The organism is Maribacter thermophilus (assembly GCF_001020565.1).
Taxonomy (GTDB): domain Bacteria; phylum Bacteroidota; class Bacteroidia; order Flavobacteriales; family Flavobacteriaceae; genus Maribacter; species Maribacter thermophilus.
In genome coordinates, this window is sequence record NZ_LDAS01000001.1 from 2,773,282 (window position 1) to 2,795,225 (window position 21,944).

Here is a 21,944-nt window from a genome sequence, read left to right on the forward strand (position 1 = left end):
TTACTATTTTTGAGACATGGCCGATACCGATTTCGATTATATAATTGTTGGCGCAGGTGCCGCAGGGCTCATGTTGGCGGATGCCATTGGCAAAGATGCCCATTTTAGCAAAAAGTGTATTCTTATATTGGATAAAGACCCTAAAACTACCAACGACAGAACCTGGTGTTTTTGGGAAAAAGAAGATGGCCCCTTCGATGAAATAGTTTCTAAAAAATGGAACCACATCCTGTTTTCGGGACCAGATTTTTCAACACGTTCTGCCATTTCTCCCTATGTATATAAAATGGTACGGGGGATTGATTTTTATACCCACTACATAAATCGGTTAAAGAGATATAAGAATATAACATTTAGACAAGAAACGGTTACCGGCATAAAGGAAAACAACACAGGGGCCACGGTTACGACCCCTGAAAACGATTACACCACAAAACAGGTTTTTAATAGCATTTTCAATTATGCACACATGACCTACCAGCAAAAATATCCTGTACTACGACAGCATTTTTTAGGTTGGACGATAAAGGCCAAAGACATAACATTCGATACAGACCAAGCTACCTATATGGATTTTTCCATTCCGCAAAAAGGGAATACAAGATTCATGTACGTACTACCTTTTAAAGAGAATACAGCTTTAATAGAATATACCTTGTTTTCTGAAGAAACATTACCAAAAAGCGAGTACGAAAACGCCATTAAAAATTATGTATCAGAACACCTGCATTGTTACGATTACGAAATCTTGGAAACCGAAGAAGGCAATATACCAATGACCTGTTATAACTTTGATGCTCACAACACTTCTAGCGTGCTGAATATAGGTACCGCTGGTGGTTGGGCAAAACCCAGTACCGGCTATACCTTTATGAGCACCTCCAAAAAAATTCCTCGTTTAATCGCCCATTTAAAAAACCGAAAAACTTTGACCGATTTTAAGTTTAAAAACAGGTTCTGGTTCTACGACCTATTGTTCCTAGATGTTTTACATAGCAACAATGCCCTCGGATATAGTATTTTTCAAAGCCTGTTCAAAAAAAGAAGACCTCAACTGATCTTTAAGTTTTTAGATGAAGAGACTTCCCTACCGGAAGATGTGCATTTTATAATGGCTTGCCCTAAGAAACCTTTTCTCAAAGCTTTTTTTAGCCGCTTGTTCTAAACGGTACGCCTCATTAAATTTTCGCCAAATTTTCTCAGAACATCCTTTTTCTCCTGCGCTAACTCTAGACTCTCTAAAATAACGAAGGCCTTTTCCGTGTAGGCCTTAATAGCCTCCTGAGCTGCTATGGATGCACCACTTTCCTCAAAAATTGTTTTTACCGCCTCAATTTTCTCCTCCGGTTCTTGAGGCTGAATGGAGTATAGGTCCAAAAGCTCTTTTTTAACCGTTTTAGAACCCGATTCCATCGCCTTAATAAAGAGATACGTCTTTTTGTTCTCTATAATATCGCCCCCCACCTGTTTTCCAAATGTTTTGGGGTCACCAAAAGCATCTAGATAGTCATCTTGAATTTGAAAGGCTATTCCAAGGTTGAGCCCAAAATTATACATGTCTTGCTGCGATGTTTCGGAAACCTCTGCCACAATGGCCCCCATTTTCATAGCTGCCGCCACTAAGACAGCTGTTTTATACTCAATCATTTTTAAATAATCTGAAAGAGCTACATCATCACGGGTCTCAAAATCTACATCGTACTGTTGTCCTTCACATACTTGTAGGGCCGTGGTACTAAAAAGTTCGGCAAGCCCTCTAAAAATATGGGTTTTGTAATTCTCGAATAGTTGATATGCCCAAATAAGCATGGCATCACCAGAGAGAATACCGGTATTTACATCCCATTTTTCGTGTACCGTGGCCTTTCCACGTCTCACGGGCGCTGCATCCATAATATCATCATGTACCAACGAAAAGTTGTGAAAAACCTCTACCGCCAACGCCGCGTCCAATGCCTTTTGATAATTGGTCTCAAAAATTTCTGCCGTAAGCAAAACAAGAGTGGGCCTCAGCCTTTTCCCCCCTAATTTGAGAATATAGTTTATGGGCTCGTAAAGGTTAACAGGTTCTTTCGCCGTTAATTTGGAGTCTAAATAAGAGATGAATTCTGATCGATAAAATTCAATGGAATGCATAGCACATTTTTTTTCAAAAATACATCCATTGTTACAAAAAGCTTATATATCCGTCAGATGTTATAGAAAAATATTTAAAAAAAATGCAATAGTTTCCAAAACCATCGTCTTTAATACTGAAGACCTAAGAAAAGCCTTTAATGGTTTCTAAAAAACAACAAGATAACAGCCTTACCAACTTCTTTGAAGAGGAATACAACTCGTTAAAGAGCTTTGTGCGTTCAAAAATTAACCACACGGCCGAAAGCGATGCGGAAGATATTATACAAGATGTTGCCCTAAGATTGTTCTCTAGACCAATAGATGTTTTACCAATACATAATATTGGCGGTTTCGTTTACAACGCAATAAAGAATAGGATCATAGACATAATGCGAACCAAAAAGGAAAGAATTCATAATGAAGAAACGGTAGAATTGCTATGGACCGACTTTGCCAGCAAATTTTATGAAGACCTCCCAGAGGAATATTCGACACAACTAATACAAAAACTAAAAGTAGCCATAACAGAGCTAAAGCCTGCTTATAGAGACATTATTATTGCGGTCGATTTTGAAAATTATACCTATAGGGAAATATCTGAACAAACGGGTATATCGCCCGGCACACTCATGTCTCGAAGGCATAGGGCAATGTCCATTCTAACAAAAAAACTAGAGTCACTTAAAGAATAAAACTATGGAAACAAAAGATATCATGGAAAAACATATGGAAAAAAAAGCAAAGAAATTTATTAAAAAAGTTCTCAAAATAATCATGTATATCATATTGGGAATAGCCATTGCATTCTTGGTAGGATATATTGTAATGTTATTATGGAATTGGCTAATGCCCTACCTATTTGGTTTACCCCAAGTAGATTATTGGAAAGCATTGGGCATATTGATTCTCGCCAAAATTATATTCGGATTTGGAGGCAGTGGTGATAAAAGCCACGATAAAAAAGTAAAATCAAAGAAGAAACGTTTTTTTGGCAGCAATTGTAAGGATTGGAAAAATGACTTTTCTGACTGGAAACATTATGATGAATTCTGGAAAGAAGAAGGAGAACAAGCGTACAAAAATTACCTAGAACGAAATAAAAAATAAACCTTATGGAAAGCAAGACAAAAAATACCAAAAGAAAATACAGCATAAAAAACAAAGCCTTCTTCTGGAGCCTAAACAAAAGCTCCACTATTAGACATGGGCATTCATCCGACAAACCGGAGAAAGAAAAGCTGCACAAAAAAACACAATAAACCGGCAATACTTATGTTAACAAAATGTAAAACTTAAGAAACTTTTATAGTTTTAAAAGTTTCCTAACCTATCTTTGCCCCCGATTATGAAAACAAAAATAAAGGAAAAGGCAACGGATATGTTCTTAAACTATGGTTTTAAGAGCGTTACCATGGATGATATAGCCAATGCCATTGGCATTTCTAAAAAAACGATCTATAGTTCGTACACTAACAAGACCGCTCTTATAGAAGATTGTGTAATGAACAAGATCTGCACTATAAACAACGGTATAGATTCTTTAATCGCATTGGGCAAAAACCCCATCGAAGAATTGTACGACATTAAAAGATATGTAATGTCTCATCTTAAAGACGAGAAAACATCCCCTCAATTTCAGCTCATGAAGTATTATCCCAAAATTCATGAGAACATGAAATCAATGCAGTTGAACAAAATGCAGAAATGTCTAGTATCGAATGTAGAACGAGGAATAGAGCAAGAAATATATCGTCCTAATTTAAATCCGGAATTTATAGCCAGAATATACTTTTCGGGCATTAACAGTATTAAAGATCAAAAGCTTTTTCCGATAGAGAGGTTTCCAATTTCAACACTAATGGACGACTTTCTAGAATATCATTTACGTGGAATCGTAACCGAAAAAGGGGAAGACATCTTAAATAGAATCATCAATTCAATCCAACAATAAATGCGACATCCACTATTTATTTTTCTCTTTATTGTAGTTCTACAGTTCAATTATGGCCAAGAACAGACCAATAGTTTTACTTTAGACGAAGCCATTGCCTATGCCTTGGCAAACAACTATAGCGCCATTAATGCCGACAGGGATCTTATAGATGCCCAAAAGCAAAAATGGGAAACGATTGCCGCAGGTTTACCACAGATAAATGGTGAAATCAGCTATCAAAATCAATTAAAACAGCCTGTAACGGTAATACCTGCCGAAATTTTCGGTGGAGAGCCCGGAACTTATGTAGACGTTGTTTTTTCGCAACCTCAAAGTGCTACAGCCACGGCTACGTTGACACAGCAAATTTTTGACGGTTCGTATATCGTTGGCGTACAGGCGACCAAGGCCTTTTTGAGTTATAGTGCAAACAACAAAGAGAAAACGGCCCTTGAAGTACGAAAATCTGTAGTTGAGTCGTACGGCAATGTATTGTTGGCAAAAGAAAGCGTTGCAATACTGAACAAAAACAAAGAGACTTTAGAGAAAAATCTTTATGAAACTTCAAAGCTTTTTGAGAATGGTCTGGCCGACGAAGAAAGTGTAGAGCAGCTCCAGATTACCTTATCTTCTGTTGAAAGTCAATTAAAAAATGCCTTGCGATTAGAGAAAATTACACTACAGATGTTGAATGTGGTCATGGGACTAGACTTGGACAACCCTACCCAATTAAAGGAAAACCTTGAAGACCTAACAGAGAAAAAAATAGATTTCGCCCTTTTGGAAACAGATTTCAAGATAGAAAACAATGTTGACTATAAATTGGCCCTGAACCAGAACGAACAACGGTTTTTTGAATGGAAACTGGCCAAAAGCCGCGCCTTGCCTACTTTAAACGCCTTTGTAAACTATGGATCCAGTGCCTATTCTGACACTTTCAGCTTTTTAAACGGTGAACAACAATGGTACAACTCTTCCATATTGGGCTTTAATCTAAACATACCCATATTTAGTTCGCTAAAAAGGAGCGCCAGCACCCAGCGTGCAAAAATTGCATTGGAAAAGGCAAAAACCCAACTTACCGAGGCCGAACAACAAATCAAATTACAATTAGAAAATGCACGTAGCAATTACGTATTGGCCATAGAGGAATACCAGACCTCTAAAAACAACCTGGCCTTGGCAGAACGCATCGAAAGAAAAAATCAGATAAAGTACACCGAAGGTATTGCCACTAGTTTTGAATTGCGCCAAGCACAGATACAATTGTATACGGCCCAGCAAGAATATTTACAGGACATGGTAGAGGTAATAAACAAGAAAACGGAATTGGAAACAATTTTAAACGAACAATCCTAAAAAAATCAATCACTAAAAGAATCATTATGAGAAAAGTATTATTCCTATCCATAGCCTTGGCATTTTTATCTTGTGGAGGTGGAAAAGATGAATCTGTTGCAGGAGTCATAGCACAAGGAAACATAGAGGCCTTAAGGGCCAAAAAGAGTGAAATACTTGACCAACAAAAACTGTTAGATAGTCAAATTAAACAATTGGACTCAGCTATTTCTACCATGGATGTTACCGAAAAATTGCCATTGGTAAATACCATAACGGTAAAATCACAAAAATTCGACCATTATTTGGAGCTTCAAGGAGACGTGACCACAAAACAAAACGTTCTTGTGTATCCAGAAATGTCCGGTATTCTGCAAAAAGTATACGTAAAAGAAGGGCAACGTGTTAGTAAGGGACAACCATTGGCGGTTATCGATGATGGAGGTATGGGCAACCAATTGTCCCAACTGAAAACACAGGCAGATCTTGCCAAGACCACTTACGAAAGAAGAAAGAGATTATGGGAACAACAAATAGGCTCAGAGATCGAGTTTCTATCGGCCAAGGCAGATTATGAAGCTCGGCAAGAAGCTGTAAGACAAGCTGAAAGCCAGTTGAACAAAGCAACTATTCGTGCTCCTTTCAATGGCATTATAGATGATGTCATCAAAGATCAAGGTACCGTTGTCTCCCCAGGTCCCGGGTCCGAAGTTTTTAGGATCGTAAACCTAAGCGATATGTATATAGAGGTAGACGTACCCGAAACCTATATAGGCTCCATTTCAAAAGGCAAAAAGGCTTTGGTCTATTTTCCTGTACTTGGAGACAGTGTGCAGACCAAGGTTAGGGAAACCGGCAATTTCATAAATCCTTCGAACAGATCCTTTAGTGTAGAAATACCTGTACCCAATAAAAACGGCAAGATCAAGCCCAACCTAACGGCCAAGGTAAACCTGAACGATTATACAAGTGACAATGCCATTCTTTTGCCATCTAGCATTATATCTGAAAATGCCGATGGAGAGCAATATGTTTTCGTTGCCCAAGAACCCAACGATGACAATGAAGCTATGGTGAAAAGAACCATCATTACCACCGGAAAGGTTCAAGGATCGCAAGTGGAAATTCTTTCAGGCCTGGAAAATGGCAGCCATGTCATCAAAGAAGGGGCCAGAAGTGTAAAGGACGGACAAAAGGTAAAAATTCAAAACTAGAATTCGATGAGCAACAAAATAAAGAAAAACGCCGATAAGGAATTCAGTTTATCTTCTTGGGCCATTGACAACCCTTCGGTCATTTATGTAATGATCGCTATTTTTCTATGGCTCGGTTTTTCTGCATACATGGCAATGCCTAGAGAGGACTTTCCCGAAATTGTAGAAACCAAAATATATATAAGCACCCCTTACCCTGGCAATACTGCAGAGGATATAGAAAAGTTGATAACAGACCCTCTAGAAGATCGGCTAAAAAACATTAGTAATGTGGTAGAAATTACCTCTACCTCGCAAGAAGACTATGCTATTTTAACCGTTGAGTTCGATGAAGATATTACCGTAGAGCAAGCAAAGCAAAAGGTTAAGGACGAAGTAGACAGTGAAAAAGCAAGTGAAGATTGGCCTACTTTTAACGGGGCAAAGGTAGAACCCAATGTTTTTGACCTTAATTTTTCGGAAGAAGTTCCTATAATGAACATCAACTTTACAGGAGACTACCCTGTAGAAAAACTAAAGGAATTTGCAGAATATCTTCAAGATGAAATCGAAGATCTTCCCGAGATAAAACAAGCAGATATTCGCGGAGCACAGGACAAAGAAGTAGAAGTGGCCGTAGACATCTATAAAATGATGGCCGCCAAAATAAGCTTTCAGGATGTGATCAACGCCATTAATAATGGAAACATGACCATGTCTGCCGGAAATCTTAAAACTAGCGAACAAAGACGTACCATACGTATTCTGGGAGAAATAGAAAACCCTAAAGAACTAGAGAACTTTGTAGTAAAATCGGAGAATGGCGCAGTTTACCTACAAGACATTGCCGAGATTAACTTTAGAGCAAAGGACAAAACTACTTATGCCCGTGAATTTGGCGAAAACGTAGTTATGTTGGACGTTAAAAAACGTGCAGGAAGAAACGCCATTTCAGCGGCCGATAAAATCAAGGAGCTCGTAAAATATGAACAGGAAAACTATTTTCCGAAAGACCTTCACATTTCTATTGCTAACGATTCTTCCTCTAGAACCTTGAACCAGGTAGATGACTTGGTCAACAATATCATTTTCGGAATTATCTTGGTGGTAACGGTACTAATGTTTTTCTTAGGTTTCAGAAATGCATTGTTCGTAGGTTTCGCCATACCCATGTCTATGTTCATGTCGTTCGTAATACTATCATGGTTAGGTTATACCCTGAACACCATGATCCTTTTCGGAATGATCATGGGCCTAGGTATGTTAGTGGATAACGGTATTGTGGTGGTAGAGAACGTATACCGTTTAATGGATGAGGGCATGCCCCGTATAGAAGCCGCAAAAAAAGGTATAGGAGAAATAGCCTTCCCTATCATTATATCGACGGCGACTACCGTAGCAGCATTTGTTCCGTTAGGGTTATGGCCCGGTATTTTCGGTCAGTTCATGATATACTTTCCTATTACACTTTCCGTAGTGCTAGGTTCATCTCTTTTTGTGGCCATTTTTATGAATTCCATGTTGGTCTCCAAATTCATGAGTACCGAAGAAAAAGAGCTCACCTTAAAACAACTTATCAGGCTTAGTGCCATTTTAGGTGGTATTGGCTTGCTGATATTAATATTTGGTGGTGCAATGCGTGGGTTGGGAACTGTTTTGATCGTAACGGCAATTATGTTCTGGGCCTACAAGTACATTATTAAAGGTACTGCCATACGTTTTCAAAAAAACACGATGTCCCGTTTTGAAAACTGGTACGAACGTCGTTTAAAACATGCCCTAAGGGGTAGCAATGTATATTGGTACTTTGGCATCACATTTTTATTGCTGATCGGCGTATTCATGTTATTCGGAATGTCGGTAGGCAGTGGCAGAACCAAAATAGAGTTCTTTCCCGACAACAAACCCAACGAAATCTATGTATATATAGAATACCCGGAAGGAACATCGATTGAAAAAACCAATGAAATCACCAAAAAGATAGAAGACAGGGTGTATGCCATTATGGACGACCCCAAGTATAAGAAGAACGGTGAAAACTTTATGATGTCCTCAGCTGTTTCAGTAGTTGGCGAAGGAGCCGGAAACCCTCTTACGGACGGCGGTTCATCTGCAGAAATGCCCCATAAAGGTAAGGTTACCGTAAACTTCAGCGAATTTAAATACAGAGAAGGCATAAATACAGAAGACATAAGGGCACGGGTACAAGCCGAACTGGAAGGCATATACCCCGGTGTTGCCATCTCTGTTGAAAAAGACGTTAACGGTCCCCCGGCTGGATATCCTATAAACATAGAACTAGAAGGGAAGGATTATGATGAGCTGATCAATACGGCAGAGGATATTAGAAATTTCATCAACACAAAAAATATTGCCGGTATCGAGGAACTAAAAATCGATGTGAACAAGGGAAAACCTTCAATGGAGGTGATAGTGGACCGTAAAAAGGCAGGAGAACTTGGTGTGGCCGTAGGGCAAGTAGGCAGCCAGTTAAGGCGCTCCATTTTTGGTGAAAAAGCAGGTGTTTACAAAGAGGATGGCGAAGATTACGATATCAACGTACGATTTAACGAAGATCTGCGCTATAACAAAAGTGCTCTTTTCAACCAAAAGATTATTTTTAGGGATGCCGCTACAGGCCAAATTAAGGAAATTCCTGTTTCTGCCGTGGCTACCGAAAAAAACACCTCTGGCTTTAGTTCCATTAAGCATAGGGACGGCAAAAGGGTCGTAACCATTTATTCTGGATTAAAACCAGGTTTTACCGACGCCGGGGCCATTGTTGGGGAAATCCAAGAAGAAATGGAAAACTTTAAAGGTCTACCAGACACGGTCAAAATAGATTACACAGGACAATTAGAAGAACAAATGAAACAACAAATGTTCTTAATTGGTGCCTTTTTCTCAGGTCTAGGACTTATAATGCTGATTCTCATCTTCCAATTTGGCGGTATTTCGAAACCGCTGATCATTATGATCGCCATATTCTTGAGCTTTATAGGAGTATTCGGCGGCTTAATGCTAACAGGTTGGTCGTTTGTAATTATGATGACCATGATGGGGATAATATCATTGGCAGGTATCGTAGTAAACAATGGGGTAGTATTGTTAGATTACACCCAGATTCTCATAGATCGTAAAAAAGTGAAATTGGATATGGACGATAGCGACCTTCTTACCTTGCCAGACGCAACGGAGACCATGATCATAGGTGGTAAGGCCAGGCTTAGACCCGTAATCTTAACCGCAATTACTACGGTTCTGGGACTCATTCCATTGGCTATAGGCTTAAATATCGACTTCTTTTCTCTTTTCTCAGAATTCGACGCCAATATTTACATAGGTGGAGACAATGTTGTCTTTTGGGGGCCACTTGCCTGGACGGTTATCTTCGGCTTGATCGTAGCAACGTTCTTAACCTTAATTATTGTACCGGTATTATTCAATATTGTGTACCGCATAAAAATAAAGCTTAGGAGCATGGGTAAAAAAGAACCGAACAAAGACAACTCTACCGTAGAGAGTGTTGCGTAACACCGAATACGGAATAAAACCAAGTAAACAAAAAGGCCCGGTACCAATGGTACCGGGCCTTTTATAAATATCACATCATTACTATCTATTTGTAACAACCGATTTTTTTGAATCCATTTGTGCTACACTGGCAATTTTATTGTTATCAAAACTTACCTCTCTAACGGTGTCTCCTTCCCAAAAAATCCACTTACCGGTCTTTACACCCTTATCATAGTTGCCAACCGCAATTTTGTCTCCCTCTTCATTAAACATCTTCCATTTACCTTGCAGTTTCTCATTTAAAAAATATCCCTGTTGAGATACTTCCCCATTAGCATGAAAATAAGTCGCCTTTATCATATTTCCATCTTTTTCGAATTTCGGTTCTATTTGGGCGTATGCACCAAAAGAAAAGGCCAAAACCGCGATTAAAAGTATTTTTTTCATTGTATATATTTTTATAAAAATTAATATTCACTTAATACTATACTAACAAATATACCCTTTTTTTTGTTTTAAACAAACGTTTTAATAACATTGAGTTAACATTAAATTTACATTAAACTTGTAAACAACTTATTATTAGACATTTAATTAATATGTATTTTCGTATTTGCTAGAATGTAATCCCTATAAAATCGATTTTTATTAATGGAACTTTAATCGTTAACTCTTCTTAAATTTGCCCCTTTATTAATACAATCATTATGTACAGAAGCCATAATTGCGGAGAATTAAGGGAAACCCATATCGATGAAAATGTAACATTATCCGGATGGGTACATAAAACCAGGGACAAAGGTTTTGTTATCTGGGTAGATATCAGAGATCGATACGGAATAACACAATTAGTCTTTGATGAGGACCGCTCTTCTTCCGAACTGTTGGATCGGGCCAGAAATCTTGGAAGGGAATTTGTAATTCAAGTAAAAGGTTCGGTGATAGAAAGAGCTTCAAAAAACCCCAATATACCTACCGGAAATATAGAGGTACTGGTGTCTGAACTGATTGTTTTAAACGAATCCAAAACCCCTCCTTTCACAATAGAGAACGAAACTGACGGTGGAGAAGACCTTAGAATGAAATATAGGTATTTGGACATTCGTAGAAATCCCGTAAAAAACAACCTTATCTTTAGAAGTAAGGTTGCCATGGAGGTCCGCAAATTTCTATCAGATCAAGAGTTCATAGAAGTAGAAACTCCGTACCTAATAAAATCTACACCGGAAGGCGCACGCGATTTTGTAGTGCCAAGCCGTATGAACGAAGGGCAGTTCTACGCACTTCCCCAGTCGCCACAAACCTTTAAACAATTATTAATGGTCGGTGGTATGGACAAGTATTTTCAGATCGTAAAATGTTTTAGGGACGAAGATTTGCGTGCCGACAGACAACCTGAATTTACACAGATAGATTGTGAGATGGCTTTTGTTGAACAAGAGGACATTCTGGATGTTTTTGAAGGTCTTACCAAGCATTTGTTAAAAGAGATAAAAGGAGTTGAAATTGATAAGTTTCCAAGAATCACCTTTGACGAGGCCATGGCCAAATACGGTAACGACAAACCTGACATTCGTTTTGGAATGGAGTTCGGAGAGTTGAACGATGTTGCACAGCATAAAGATTTTAACGTATTCAACAGTGCCGAATTAGTAGTTGGTATCGCCATTCCGGGAGGAAACTCTTTTACTCGTAAAGAAATAGACAAACTTACCGATTGGGTCAAAAGACCTCAAGTGGGCGCCTTGGGCATGGTGTACTGTAGGTGTAATGAGGACGGAAGCTTTAAATCTTCTGTAGACAAATTTTACGATCAAGACGATTTGGCCAAATGGGCGGAAGCTACAGGGGCAAAACCCGGAGACCTCATATGTGTCTTAAGTGGCGATAAAAACAAAGTAAGAGCACAGTTGAGTGCTCTTCGTATGGAAATGGCAGAACGTTTAGGTTTACGTAATCCTGATGAATTCGCCCCTCTTTGGGTGGTAGATTTTCCATTATTGGAACTGGACGAGGAAACTGGCCATTACCATGCCATGCACCATCCGTTTACCTCTCCAAAACCCGGTCAGTTAGAACTTTTAGATACCGATCCAGGTGCGGTAAGGGCCAATGCCTATGACTTGGTCTTAAACGGAAACGAGATTGGTGGTGGATCTATCCGTATACACGATAAGGAGACCCAATCCATCATGTTCAAACATTTGGGCTTTACGCCCGAAGAGGCAAAAGCGCAGTTCGGGTTTTTGATGGATGCTTTTCAATACGGTGCTCCACCACATGGTGGTATCGCCTTTGGTCTAGACAGATTAGTCTCTATTTTAGGAGGACAGGAAACCATTAGAGATTTCATTGCATTTCCGAAAAACAATAGTGGCCGTGATGTTATGATCGACGCTCCTGCCCCCATCGATGACGAGCAATTAAAAGAATTGAATTTGAGAATCGATATAAAAGCGTAAATTTAGAACTCTAACTATTTTGGGGTTCTTAAGATAAATGGGAATACGTAAAAAAACTTGGTTTACCAAACTTTTGGTTTGGCGGGTTAAGCACATCTCTGAACGCCAATTCATTTACTTTCTAAGTATTCTGGTTGGTTTTACCTCAGGTGTTGGTGCCGTTATACTTAAAAATCTAACTCACACATTTCAACATTTATTAGAGTTAATCCAATATTACCACCAAGCTTTTTATTTCGTTTTTCCCATTATAGGCTTAATTCTGGTCTATTTGGTCGCAAAGTATATTGTGCGCCATAAAGTTAGCCACGGTATTCCATCTACCCTTTTTGCAATATCACAGAACAAAGGCCTTATTCGAAAATATCAAATGTTCGGTTCATTGTTGACCGCCCCTCTTACAGTAGGTTTTGGTGGATCGGTAGGACTAGAAGGACCAACCGTAGCAACAGGTGCGGCAATAAGCTCCAATATTGCCAGAATGCTACATGTGAACCAATCTCAACGTAACCTATTGATCGGTTGTGCCGCTGCCGGGGCGTTATCATCCATATTCAAAGCACCTATTGCAGCCATAATCTTCGCAATCGAAGTATTTAGCCTAGACCTTACCATCGTTTCATTACTACCCTTATTATTGGCTTCTATTTCTGCAATAATAACTTCTTACTTTTTTTTCGGTGACGACATTTTGCTTCCTTTTAAAATTGAGGACGCCTTTGAGTTAAAAGATATTCCTTTCTATATCGTTCTTGGCACCGTAGCAGGGCTAACCTCTATATATTTCACGAAAGTATACGTACAGATCAACAACTACTTTGAGACCATTGACTCTCCAATTAGGCGATTAATTGTAGGAGGCATAGGTCTTGGCATCTTAATATACTTCATACCTCCCCTCTATGGCGAGGGTTTTGATGTTATTAATAGCCTTGTACAAGGGAATCCAGAAAAAGTATTGAAAAATAACATTTTCCAAATTGACCTCGCCAATGTTTGGGTCATCATTATATTGTTAGCAGGCTTAGTGCTATTCAAAATAATAGCAAGTGCCCTTACTTTTGGTGCTGGTGGTGTCGGTGGAATTTTTGCCCCCTCGCTTTTTATGGGCAGTATAATGGGTAATTGTGTTGCCAAGATCATAAACAACCTAGGGCTGTTTCAGTTAAGGGTTTCAGAAAGTAATTTTACTTTGGTCGGTATGGCAGGTTTAATGGCAGGTGTATTGCACGCTCCATTAACGGCTATTTTCTTAATTGCCGAAGTAACTGGTGGATATGAACTATTTATACCATTAATGATCACCGCCGCCATCTCATATTCAATAACCAAGTATGGAAGCCCACATTCCGTCTACAATATGGAGTTGGCAAAACGAGGCGATTTAATTACCCATGATAAAGACCATGCCGTCTTGACCCTCATGGATATAAACAAGGTAATCGAAAACAATTTTGCCATTGTATACCCTACAATGTCGTTGGGCGATATCGTAAACAAAGCCGTTGTTACTTCCAATAGAAATATATTCCCAGTAATTGATGCGAAAGAAAAAAAACTACTAGGCATTATTCTACTGGACGACATTCGGTCCATAATGTTCAACCAAAAATTGTACAATAATGTTTTTGCAAATGATATTATGCAAATGCCTCCGGAGGTTATTGAGATCGACAAGGATAAAACGACCCAGATAATGCAAAAATTTCAAGATAGTGGCGCTTGGAACCTACCTGTTATAAAAAAGGGGAAATACATCGGTTTTGTTTCTAAATCGAAATTATTGACCGCATATAGAAGAGAACTGATAAATTTCACCGGTTCATAAGCTACCACGAAGTAACTTCCGCATCAAATTGCCCACTTTTACTAAATTTGTACCATGAAGTACCTTATCACATTAATAGTACTGCTTTCTTTTGGCGCAATCATTTACGGGTTTACACTAGAAGACTCACAAGAAGAGCAAGCCAATAAATATATCGGAGGCGGAACCGTTGGTCTGTTCTTAGTTGCCATGCCCCTGTTTTTAATAAAAGAAAGCCGTGGCAAAAAAATGAAAGACTACATGCTTACCGAAGAAAACATTCGTAAAATGCAGGGGAAGCCACCACTAGAGCCTGACAATCAACATGTTCCAAACAACAAAAATTAAAAATCACTTCTATACTTGGCCTAAAATTATTAAATTAGGTAACTAATACTTAATTTATATTTTAATGATTGGCACGGTAAAATTTTTTAATGAATCCAAAGGTTATGGCTTCATTACCAACGACGACACAGGAAAGGACATTTTTGTCCATGCGACGGCTCTGAACGGAACCGAGATCAGAGAAGGGGACAAAGTAGAATACGTTGAAGAAGAAGGAAGAAAAGGAATAGTTGCAGGACAAGTAAAAGTCCTATAATTATCAGTATTACATTTTGTAAAACTTATAACCACGCCTTAGCGTGGTTTTTTTATTTTAAAAACTAGTTTCGCTTTTTATCAAAAAAACGCTTTAATAATTCCGATGCCTCAGTTTCCATAATACCACCTAGTACCGTTGTCCTCGGATGTAGTTTTGTTCCCATTGCATTATAACCCCTGGAAGGATCCGATGCTCCATAAACAATTTTGCCAATTTGGCTCCAGTATAAGGCTCCTGCACACATTTGACAAGGTTCTAAGGTTACATATAGTGTACAATCTTTTAGATATTTACCCCCAAGAAAATTTGCCGCCGCGGTTATGGCCTGCATTTCTGCATGTGCGGTAACGTCGTTCAATTGCTCCGTAAGGTTGTGGGCACGGGCAATAATACGATCTTTAACAACGATCACTGCACCTACGGGAATTTCATCTTTCTCAAAGGCATGCTCTGCCTCTTGCAGGGCCTTTTTCATAAAATAAGAATCGTCGAACGGTAAAACCATACTTCAAAAATACAATATGCTTCTTATGACAGCTAGTATTTAAAAACAATTGTTTTGTGTTTAAAAGAAGTATTTTTGTCCCTTACCACTATAACGTGAGCAAACTATTACAACATATAGATACGCCTAGTGACTTAAAAAAGTTGACGTTAGAGCAATTGCCCATATTGGCCCAAGAGCTAAGAGACTTTATTATTGATATTGTTTCTACAAAAGAAGGCCATTTGGGAGCTAGCTTGGGGGTGGTAGAATTAACGGTTGCATTACATTATGTATTTAATGCCCCAATAGATAAATTAATATGGGATGTGGGACACCAGGCCTATGGTCATAAAATTCTGACCGGAAGAAAAGATGTTTTCGACACCAATAGGCAATTGAATGGTATCAGTGGTTTCCCAAAAATGTCCGAAAGCGACTATGATGCCTTTGGCACCGGCCATAGCTCAACATCCATTTCCGCTATCTTGGGAATGGCGATTGCCTCGAAACTAAAAGGAGATACCACATCACAACATATTGCAGTCATCGGCGATGCTTCGATCGCAAGCGGAATGGCATTTGAAGGTCTTAACCATGCAGGAGTTACCGATACCAACATCCTAATTATCCTTAACGACAACGCTATTGGGATAGACCCCAGTGTCGGAGCCCTAAAAAAATATTTGACCAATGTAAAAAAAGGCACCGCCAAAGACGAAAACATTTTCGAATGCCTAAACTTTAATTACAGTGGACCTATAGATGGCCATGACATTAAGGCCTTGGTACAAGAACTAGAAAGACTAAAACTGGTTAACGGCCCCAAACTGCTTCATATAATAACCACAAAGGGGAAAGGACTCAAAAAAGCGGAAGAGAATCAGGTAACCTACCATGCGCCAGGTAAATTTGATAAAAAAACAGGGGAAATATACCCAAAAAAAGAGACCCACGAACCTCCAAAATTTCAAGATGTCTTTGGCCATACTATTGTTGAACTGGCCGAAGAAAATGAAAAAATAGTAGGTATTACCCCAGCAATGCCAACGGGCAGTTCTTTAAAATATATGATGGAAAAGATTCCTGAACGTGCCTTCGATGTTGGTATAGCCGAACAACATGCCGTAACACTCTCTGCCGGAATGGCCGCTGAGGGCCTTATTCCCTTTTGCAATATATATTCCACATTTCTGCAACGGGCTTACGACCAGGTCATACACGATGTGGCACTTCAGAATCTCCCTGTAATTTTTTGTCTGGATCGTTCTGGAATTGTTGGGCAAGACGGCCCAACCCATCACGGGGTTTTTGATATTGCATATCTGCGATGTATTCCCAACCTTATCGTATTTTCACCTTTGGACGAGATAGAACTAAGAAATATTATGTATACCGCCCAATTAGGGTTAGACCACCCTATAGCTATAAGATACCCCAGGGGCAGAGGACATATACTTAATTGGAAACAACCTTTCGAAAAACTAAAGATCGGCACATCTTTTGAGCTCAAAAAAGGACTTAAAATAGCTATTCTTAGTACTGGACCAATAGGTAATATGGCAAAAGAAATTACAAAAGAACTACGTAACACCGATGCAATAGGGCATTACAATTTTCCTTTTATAAAACCTTTGGACACCGATAGGGTGACCAAAATATTTCAGCACTACGAACATATTATAACTTTAGAGGACGGATGTGCTACCGGAGGGTTTGGCAGTAGTATTCTTGAATTGTCAAATTTACTTGGATTAAACAAAAATATTAAGATATTTGGCGTCAAGGATAAATTTTTACCCCATGGAACCCAAGAAGAACTTTATCAAATAGCTGCTTTGGACAAAAATTCAATAAAATCATACATAGAGAATATTTTATGAGCACATTTGAACACTGGGCAAAATCATTGGTTTGTTTTTTCTTTCTTTCAACCTTCATGGTCTTTGCACAAGACTCCATTCCTTCCCCTATCGTTCCAGATACGATAGTTATTGATACCATGGCCATTGATACCATCGTAATCAGAAAAACCCAAGAAAAAATAAAACATATACCAAGGGGCGTAAATTTGACCAATCCTGTAATATCCTTTAAAAGGACAAAACCCCTAAAAGATAGGTATGACAGGTTTAGGGTTCCTTCGTTTTGGACAAAGGAAAATACATTTGGCCTTAATATAAGCGAGGCGGCATTTGTTAATTGGAATGCTGGTGGAGACAATGCGGTAAGCGGCCTAGGTTTTCTAAAATTTGTTAGAAATTATAAATTTAGATATGTCAAATGGGACAACAATATTGAATTACGGTATGGTTTAAACGCCCAAGAAGGCAGAAAGCTACGAAAGTCGGAGGATGTCATTAGGTTGAGTTCAAATTTAGGTTATAGACGTGATACGATCAGTAATTGGTATTATTCGGTTCAGTTAAATTTCAACACTCAATTTTCCAATGGTTATAAATACCCCGATAGGGAAACACCCATCTCTAGGTTTATGGCCCCTGGTTATCTGTTATTTGGTGCGGGTACCTCTTACATAAGTAAAAATCAAAAGTTTAATCTTTACCTGTCTCCATTGACCATGAAATCTACCTTTGTATTAGATCAAGACCTCGCCGACAAAGGTTCTTTTGGTGTAGAAAAAGCAGTTTTGGACGATAATGGCAATGTAATAACCCCAGGGGAAAACCTTCTTATGGAGCTCGGTATACTTATTACCCATAACTGGCAGGTAAACCTTGCCAAGAACGTGGATATGAAAAGTAGACTAAACTTATACACCGACTACCTGAACAGTTTTGGCAATGTCGATGTGGATTGGGAACTAAACCTTACGCTCAAAGTAAACAAATACATACAAACGACCATTGGCACCCAGATGATCTATGATGACGACATTCTATTTGACGAAGTAAAGAACGACGATGGCACGGTAATAGACCCCGGAGAGCCCAAAATTCAATTTAAACAAGTACTGGCAGTAGGCATAGCCTATGATTTCTAAAGTTGCTTACCACTTATCTTGTTGTGTATATGTACTGCCGAACTATCGGACAAACTAGCCACATAACAACAAGTGTTCAATAGTATTTCGTACAAAGAAATTTCTGTTCGTTGATAAAACTCGGGCAGGGTTTCCAAAATCAAATTATGATAATTTGATGCACTTTGGTTTTTCTTTTGAACCAAAGCATCTGTATACACCTCTAAAATATCTGCAATTATCTTATAACCGGCTATCTCTTTCTCCACTACTTCTTTTGCCCGGTAAACCTTTTGTACACTAAGGCTAATAATATCTTTGACCTGAGCCTCGTATTTGCTTTTATCCAACAACGAAACATCAAATGTACCGTTCAGTATCTTATCTTCGTTTTCCATAAAAATGGAAACCGCATCCTGAATCAAGGTATTTATGGCCAATGCCCTTAAGTAACTTAACCTGTCTTCCCTATACTTTAAAGAATTATACTTTTTAGTATTTATAGTGTCTTTTACCAAGTTAATAAGATATTCCAATGCATAATCTTCTGAGATCAACCCCAAGTTAATACCATCTTCAAAGTCAATTATCGTGTAACAAATATCATCTGCAGCTTCTACAAGATAGGTCAATGGGTGCCTTGCGAATGAAATAGACGACCCCTCACTGGTCTGCAACAAGCCCAAATCTTTTGCTACCTCAAAAAATGCCTCCTTCTCGGTTTGAAAAAAGCCAAATTTCTTATCGGCAATATGCCTAGATGGCTTTTTGGGCAATGATTCTTTTGGATATTTCATAAAGGCTCCAAGGGTAGCATAACTTAAACGCAAGCCACCGGGCACACCTGCCCTATCTTGGGTCAACAATTTAAATCCGTTGGCATTACCTTCGAAGTCTATAATATCTTGATATTCCTTATCCGACAATTCCGACTTAAACTTTTTACCCTTGCCACTCTTAAAATACTCCCCTATGGATTTCTCGCCACTATGCCCAAAAGGGGGATTGCCAATATCATGTGCCAATGATGCCGCCGCCACAATTGCCCCAAAATCATTGAATTTGTAACCATGTATTTGCTTCAGGTAAGGGTGTCTTTCAAGAATTCTTTTACCGGCAAGTCGCCCAAGGCTCCTACCTACCACAGACACTTCCAAACTGTGGGTTAACCTTGTATGCACAAAATCTGTTTTAGAAAGTGGAATTACCTGGGTCTTATCCTGTAAGCTTCTGAACGCCGCAGAGAAAATGATACGATCATAGTCTACATCGAAACCCAATCTCGTCTCGTTTTGCTCGTTACGAAGTCTTTTATTCGTATCTCCCTTTCTACGTAAAGAAAGTAAATGTTCCCAATCCATCATACTTGTTTAGTTGAATGCAAGATACATTTTTTGGATGTTAGACAGCATTCAAATCCCATCGGAATTACAAGCTTGATGTCATATCTTAACCTTTTGGAAATACACTAATAATCTGTACCTAACCTTATCTTAACCTATGACACCTTTATTTGCAAGCAAATAAACATTTGATAATGAAACAACTGCTAATCGCCATTGTATCCCTTATATCTTCTCTTACCTATGCACAGTCCACCGGTAGCATCAACGGTAAAGTTCTAGATGCAGAAATGTACAATGAACCTTTGCTAATGGCCACTGTAAGCCTAAAAAATACCGATTGGTCTACCTACACAAATTTTAATGGTAATTTTGAGATTACCGACGTCGCCCCTGGAGAGTATACCCTTCTGGTCCATTTTTTGGGTTATGAAGAAGTGGAATTGCCCGTAACCATAAGTTATGACGATACCACATATATACAATGCAGTCTACATGCAAAAACCATGCAGACCATAGATTTGGCCCAGGTCAACCCAAAATCGGAACAGACCAAATCAATTATTAAAAGCGAACAATAACCCCTATTGCTCAAAATAAGATTATTGCTACCCCATGCATGGTAGTTGGTCATTGACCTCTGTTCGTCTTTTTTAAAAAATTCGATTTCAAATACTATTGGTTTTTGTCGACTAGTTTTTTTGGAATCTTAAAGCTACCTTGATCAAGGTAGCTTTTTTAACTTTACATCCCCCCATACAAAAGATTAAAAGTCCCCTACCCTACATCTCCGTTGAGAATATCAAAGTATTGACGCCAATTAACTTTTAAAGATCATCGAGTTAATGTTTGTTTTCAGTATTTTGCATCCGACAAAAACCAATAATTGATGAAAATCAATCTTATCTGCCTCTTGGCACTCCTATGTAATTCTTGTTACATAGTAGGCCAAGAAACGGGCGCACCTTCTTTTGGCAAAGGCCTTTTGAATTTAGTAGGAAAAGACAGCTCCTGGACAATGAAAGTTGGCGCTAGAATGCAAATACAGGCGGTTGCCGACTGGAACACAAAAAACACAAGCTTGGTAGACCCACAACAGAACTTCTTGGTCAGAAGGGCCCGATTTAAATTTGACGGATTTGCCTACACCCCAAAATTGACCTATAAACTAGAACTTGGGGTTTCCAATCGAGACCTTTCGGGGGCATCAGAATTTACAGGGAACGCTCCAAGGTATATTTTTGACGCCGTCGTAAAATGGAATTTTTACAAGAATTTTGTGTTATGGTTCGGTCAAGCCAAACTGCCCGGAAACATAGAACGTGTAATTTCATCGGGTAACTTACAACAAGTAGATCGCTCTTTGCTGAACAGCAATTTTAATATAGATCGCGACATAGGCTTTCAATTAAGGCATAAATTCAATATTTCAGAAAATTTTATAGTACGGGAAATATTCGCTGTCTCACAAGGGGAAGGAAGAAATATTACCAGTGGCAACCTTGGTGGCCACCAATACACGACTCGTATAGAGTTGTTGCCTTTTGGCAAATTCTTAAAAAAAGGTGATTATGTAGGTGGTGACCTTCAACGCGAAAAAAAACCGAGATTAATGCTTGCCGCCACCTATGACAACAATAAAAATGCGGTTAAGACAAGAAGCAACCAAGGCTCGTACATGTTCAATGATATTGGGTTTTATACCACCGATATCAGCACCATCTTTATTGATGCCATGTTCAAATACAATGGCTTTTCTTTTATGGGAGAATATTCAAACAGAACGGCAGATGATCCCTTTGCGAAAAACTCGGACGGGTCTCTTACCGGAGATGAAGTACAAATAGGAGAAGGGCTAAATCTACAAACCGGATATTTGTTTAGAAACAATTGGGAAGTATCGGCTCGCTACACGAACATAGGGTTCGATGAAGAGCTTAACGATTCAAATTCCCGAACACAATATACTTTAGGGCTTTCTAAATACGTGGCAGGACATAAGTTAAAAGTCCAGACAGACCTAAGTTACCTAACCGTTGAAACTGCCCAGAACAATTTAATGTACCGATTACAGCTCGAGGTTCATTTCTAAAAAAAATAACCTTATGGTAACATTATAGCGGTCAACGATAATGATATTTGCAAATTGATAGAACAATC

Annotated in this window: 20 protein-coding genes; 16 read left to right on the top strand and 4 right to left on the bottom strand. The window is 38.8% G+C overall.

Annotated elements, in window-relative coordinates:
• Positions 1-16 precede the first annotated feature (16 nt).
• Positions 17-1,165: a lycopene cyclase family protein gene (locus AB657_RS11965; protein ID WP_047246690.1), complete on the top strand. Its 1,149-nt coding sequence runs from the start codon at positions 17-19 to the stop codon at positions 1,163-1,165.
• On the opposite strand, the gene AB657_RS11970 is transcribed toward AB657_RS11965, so the two are convergent.
• On the bottom strand, positions 1,162-2,136 hold the full coding sequence (locus AB657_RS11970; RefSeq protein ID WP_047246691.1) for a polyprenyl synthetase family protein: 975 nt from the start codon (positions 2,134-2,136) through the stop codon (positions 1,162-1,164). The genes AB657_RS11965 and AB657_RS11970 overlap by 4 nt on opposite strands.
• 140 nt (positions 2,137-2,276) lie before the next feature.
• Between AB657_RS11970 and AB657_RS11975 the strand changes: the two genes are divergently transcribed.
• The 7 genes from AB657_RS11975 to AB657_RS12000 all read left to right on the top strand — a co-directional run bounded on the left by AB657_RS11975 (position 2,277) and on the right by AB657_RS12000 (position 10,116).
• Positions 2,277-2,810: an RNA polymerase sigma factor gene (locus AB657_RS11975; RefSeq protein ID WP_047246692.1), complete on the top strand. Its 534-nt coding sequence runs from the start codon at positions 2,277-2,279 to the stop codon at positions 2,808-2,810.
• Positions 2,811-2,814: 4 nt separating this feature from the next.
• Positions 2,815-3,225: a hypothetical protein gene (locus tag AB657_RS11980; RefSeq protein WP_052958700.1), complete on the top strand. Its 411-nt coding sequence runs from the start codon at positions 2,815-2,817 to the stop codon at positions 3,223-3,225.
• A gap of 5 nt (positions 3,226-3,230) precedes the next feature.
• Positions 3,231-3,377, top strand: a complete 147-nt coding sequence (locus AB657_RS17995) for a hypothetical protein (RefSeq protein WP_157491713.1) — start codon at positions 3,231-3,233, stop codon at positions 3,375-3,377.
• A gap of 86 nt (positions 3,378-3,463) precedes the next feature.
• Entirely contained in the window at positions 3,464-4,069 is a 606-nt protein-coding gene (locus AB657_RS11985; protein WP_047246693.1) for a TetR/AcrR family transcriptional regulator, read from the top strand.
• Positions 4,070-5,410, top strand: coding sequence for a TolC family protein (locus AB657_RS11990; RefSeq protein ID WP_047246694.1), 1,341 nt, complete (start codon positions 4,070-4,072; stop codon positions 5,408-5,410).
• 26 nt (positions 5,411-5,436) lie between these two features.
• Complete coding sequence (locus AB657_RS11995) at positions 5,437-6,603, top strand: efflux RND transporter periplasmic adaptor subunit (RefSeq protein WP_047246695.1); 1,167 nt, start codon at positions 5,437-5,439, stop codon at positions 6,601-6,603.
• Between the two features lie 6 nt (positions 6,604-6,609).
• Positions 6,610-10,116: an efflux RND transporter permease subunit gene (locus tag AB657_RS12000; protein ID WP_047246696.1), complete on the top strand. Its 3,507-nt coding sequence runs from the start codon at positions 6,610-6,612 to the stop codon at positions 10,114-10,116.
• An 81-nt stretch (positions 10,117-10,197) separates the two neighbouring features.
• Here the strand turns inward: AB657_RS12000 and AB657_RS12005 are convergent, their stop codons facing one another.
• The gene (locus AB657_RS12005) at positions 10,198-10,545 is read right to left on the bottom strand and encodes a toxin-antitoxin system YwqK family antitoxin (protein ID WP_047246697.1); all 348 of its coding nucleotides are present in this window, start codon (positions 10,543-10,545) and stop codon (positions 10,198-10,200) included.
• Between the two features lie 260 nt (positions 10,546-10,805).
• On the opposite strand from AB657_RS12005, the gene aspS reads away from it, so the two are divergent.
• From aspS to AB657_RS12025, 4 genes are all read left to right on the top strand, one after another.
• Complete coding sequence (gene aspS / locus AB657_RS12010) at positions 10,806-12,560, top strand: aspartate--tRNA ligase (protein WP_047246698.1); 1,755 nt, start codon at positions 10,806-10,808, stop codon at positions 12,558-12,560.
• 37 nt (positions 12,561-12,597) lie between these two features.
• Positions 12,598-14,388, top strand: coding sequence for a chloride channel protein (locus AB657_RS12015; RefSeq protein ID WP_047246699.1), 1,791 nt, complete (start codon positions 12,598-12,600; stop codon positions 14,386-14,388).
• 54 nt (positions 14,389-14,442) lie between these two features.
• Complete coding sequence (locus AB657_RS12020; RefSeq protein WP_047246700.1) at positions 14,443-14,715, top strand: hypothetical protein; 273 nt, start codon at positions 14,443-14,445, stop codon at positions 14,713-14,715.
• Between the two features lie 64 nt (positions 14,716-14,779).
• Positions 14,780-14,971: a cold-shock protein gene (locus tag AB657_RS12025; protein ID WP_047246701.1), complete on the top strand. Its 192-nt coding sequence runs from the start codon at positions 14,780-14,782 to the stop codon at positions 14,969-14,971.
• A 64-nt stretch (positions 14,972-15,035) separates the two neighbouring features.
• Here the strand turns inward: AB657_RS12025 and AB657_RS12030 are convergent, their stop codons facing one another.
• Positions 15,036-15,479 carry a nucleoside deaminase gene (locus tag AB657_RS12030; RefSeq protein WP_047246702.1) on the bottom strand — a complete coding sequence of 148 codons (444 nt, stop codon included), beginning with the start codon at positions 15,477-15,479 and terminating at the stop codon, positions 15,036-15,038.
• A 95-nt stretch (positions 15,480-15,574) separates the two neighbouring features.
• Between AB657_RS12030 and AB657_RS12035 the strand changes: the two genes are divergently transcribed.
• Positions 15,575-17,341: a 1-deoxy-D-xylulose-5-phosphate synthase gene (locus tag AB657_RS12035; RefSeq protein WP_047246703.1), complete on the top strand. Its 1,767-nt coding sequence runs from the start codon at positions 15,575-15,577 to the stop codon at positions 17,339-17,341.
• Positions 17,338-18,462, top strand: coding sequence for a DUF3078 domain-containing protein (locus tag AB657_RS12040; RefSeq protein ID WP_084696427.1), 1,125 nt, complete (start codon positions 17,338-17,340; stop codon positions 18,460-18,462). The genes AB657_RS12035 and AB657_RS12040 overlap by 4 nt, the downstream gene beginning before the upstream one ends.
• Here AB657_RS12040 and dgt read toward each other — a convergent pair.
• The gene (gene dgt / locus AB657_RS12045; RefSeq protein ID WP_047247977.1) at positions 18,459-19,802 is read right to left on the bottom strand and encodes a dGTP triphosphohydrolase; all 1,344 of its coding nucleotides are present in this window, start codon (positions 19,800-19,802) and stop codon (positions 18,459-18,461) included. The genes AB657_RS12040 and dgt overlap by 4 nt on opposite strands.
• A gap of 176 nt (positions 19,803-19,978) precedes the next feature.
• On the opposite strand from dgt, the gene AB657_RS12050 reads away from it, so the two are divergent.
• The gene (locus AB657_RS12050) at positions 19,979-20,365 is read left to right on the top strand and encodes a carboxypeptidase-like regulatory domain-containing protein (protein WP_047246704.1); all 387 of its coding nucleotides are present in this window, start codon (positions 19,979-19,981) and stop codon (positions 20,363-20,365) included.
• 308 nt (positions 20,366-20,673) lie between these two features.
• Positions 20,674-21,876, top strand: coding sequence for a porin (locus AB657_RS12055; protein WP_047246705.1), 1,203 nt, complete (start codon positions 20,674-20,676; stop codon positions 21,874-21,876).
• The last annotated feature ends 68 nt before the right edge of the window (positions 21,877-21,944 follow it).

Coding starts and splice junctions, on each gene's coding strand:
- AB657_RS11995 (WP_047246695.1), top strand. CDS start 5,437: ATGAGAAAAGTATTATTCCTATCCATAGCCTTGGCATTTTTATCTTGT.
- AB657_RS12025 (WP_047246701.1), top strand. CDS start 14,780: ATGATTGGCACGGTAAAATTTTTTAATGAATCCAAAGGTTATGGCTTC.
- AB657_RS11975 (WP_047246692.1), top strand. CDS start 2,277: ATGGTTTCTAAAAAACAACAAGATAACAGCCTTACCAACTTCTTTGAA.
- AB657_RS11985 (WP_047246693.1), top strand. CDS start 3,464: ATGAAAACAAAAATAAAGGAAAAGGCAACGGATATGTTCTTAAACTAT.
- AB657_RS12030 (WP_047246702.1), bottom strand. CDS start 15,479: ATGGTTTTACCGTTCGACGATTCTTATTTTATGAAAAAGGCCCTGCAA.
- AB657_RS12055 (WP_047246705.1), top strand. CDS start 20,674: ATGAAAATCAATCTTATCTGCCTCTTGGCACTCCTATGTAATTCTTGT.
- AB657_RS12000 (WP_047246696.1), top strand. CDS start 6,610: ATGAGCAACAAAATAAAGAAAAACGCCGATAAGGAATTCAGTTTATCT.
- AB657_RS11990 (WP_047246694.1), top strand. CDS start 4,070: ATGCGACATCCACTATTTATTTTTCTCTTTATTGTAGTTCTACAGTTC.
- AB657_RS12015 (WP_047246699.1), top strand. CDS start 12,598: ATGGGAATACGTAAAAAAACTTGGTTTACCAAACTTTTGGTTTGGCGG.
- aspS (WP_047246698.1), top strand. CDS start 10,806: ATGTACAGAAGCCATAATTGCGGAGAATTAAGGGAAACCCATATCGAT.
- AB657_RS12020 (WP_047246700.1), top strand. CDS start 14,443: ATGAAGTACCTTATCACATTAATAGTACTGCTTTCTTTTGGCGCAATC.
- AB657_RS12040 (WP_084696427.1), top strand. CDS start 17,338: ATGAGCACATTTGAACACTGGGCAAAATCATTGGTTTGTTTTTTCTTT.
- AB657_RS17995 (WP_157491713.1), top strand. CDS start 3,231: ATGGAAAGCAAGACAAAAAATACCAAAAGAAAATACAGCATAAAAAAC.
- AB657_RS12005 (WP_047246697.1), bottom strand. CDS start 10,545: ATGAAAAAAATACTTTTAATCGCGGTTTTGGCCTTTTCTTTTGGTGCA.
- AB657_RS12050 (WP_047246704.1), top strand. CDS start 19,979: ATGAAACAACTGCTAATCGCCATTGTATCCCTTATATCTTCTCTTACC.
- AB657_RS11965 (WP_047246690.1), top strand. CDS start 17: ATGGCCGATACCGATTTCGATTATATAATTGTTGGCGCAGGTGCCGCA.
- dgt (WP_047247977.1), bottom strand. CDS start 19,802: ATGGATTGGGAACATTTACTTTCTTTACGTAGAAAGGGAGATACGAAT.
- AB657_RS11980 (WP_052958700.1), top strand. CDS start 2,815: ATGGAAACAAAAGATATCATGGAAAAACATATGGAAAAAAAAGCAAAG.
- AB657_RS11970 (WP_047246691.1), bottom strand. CDS start 2,136: ATGCATTCCATTGAATTTTATCGATCAGAATTCATCTCTTATTTAGAC.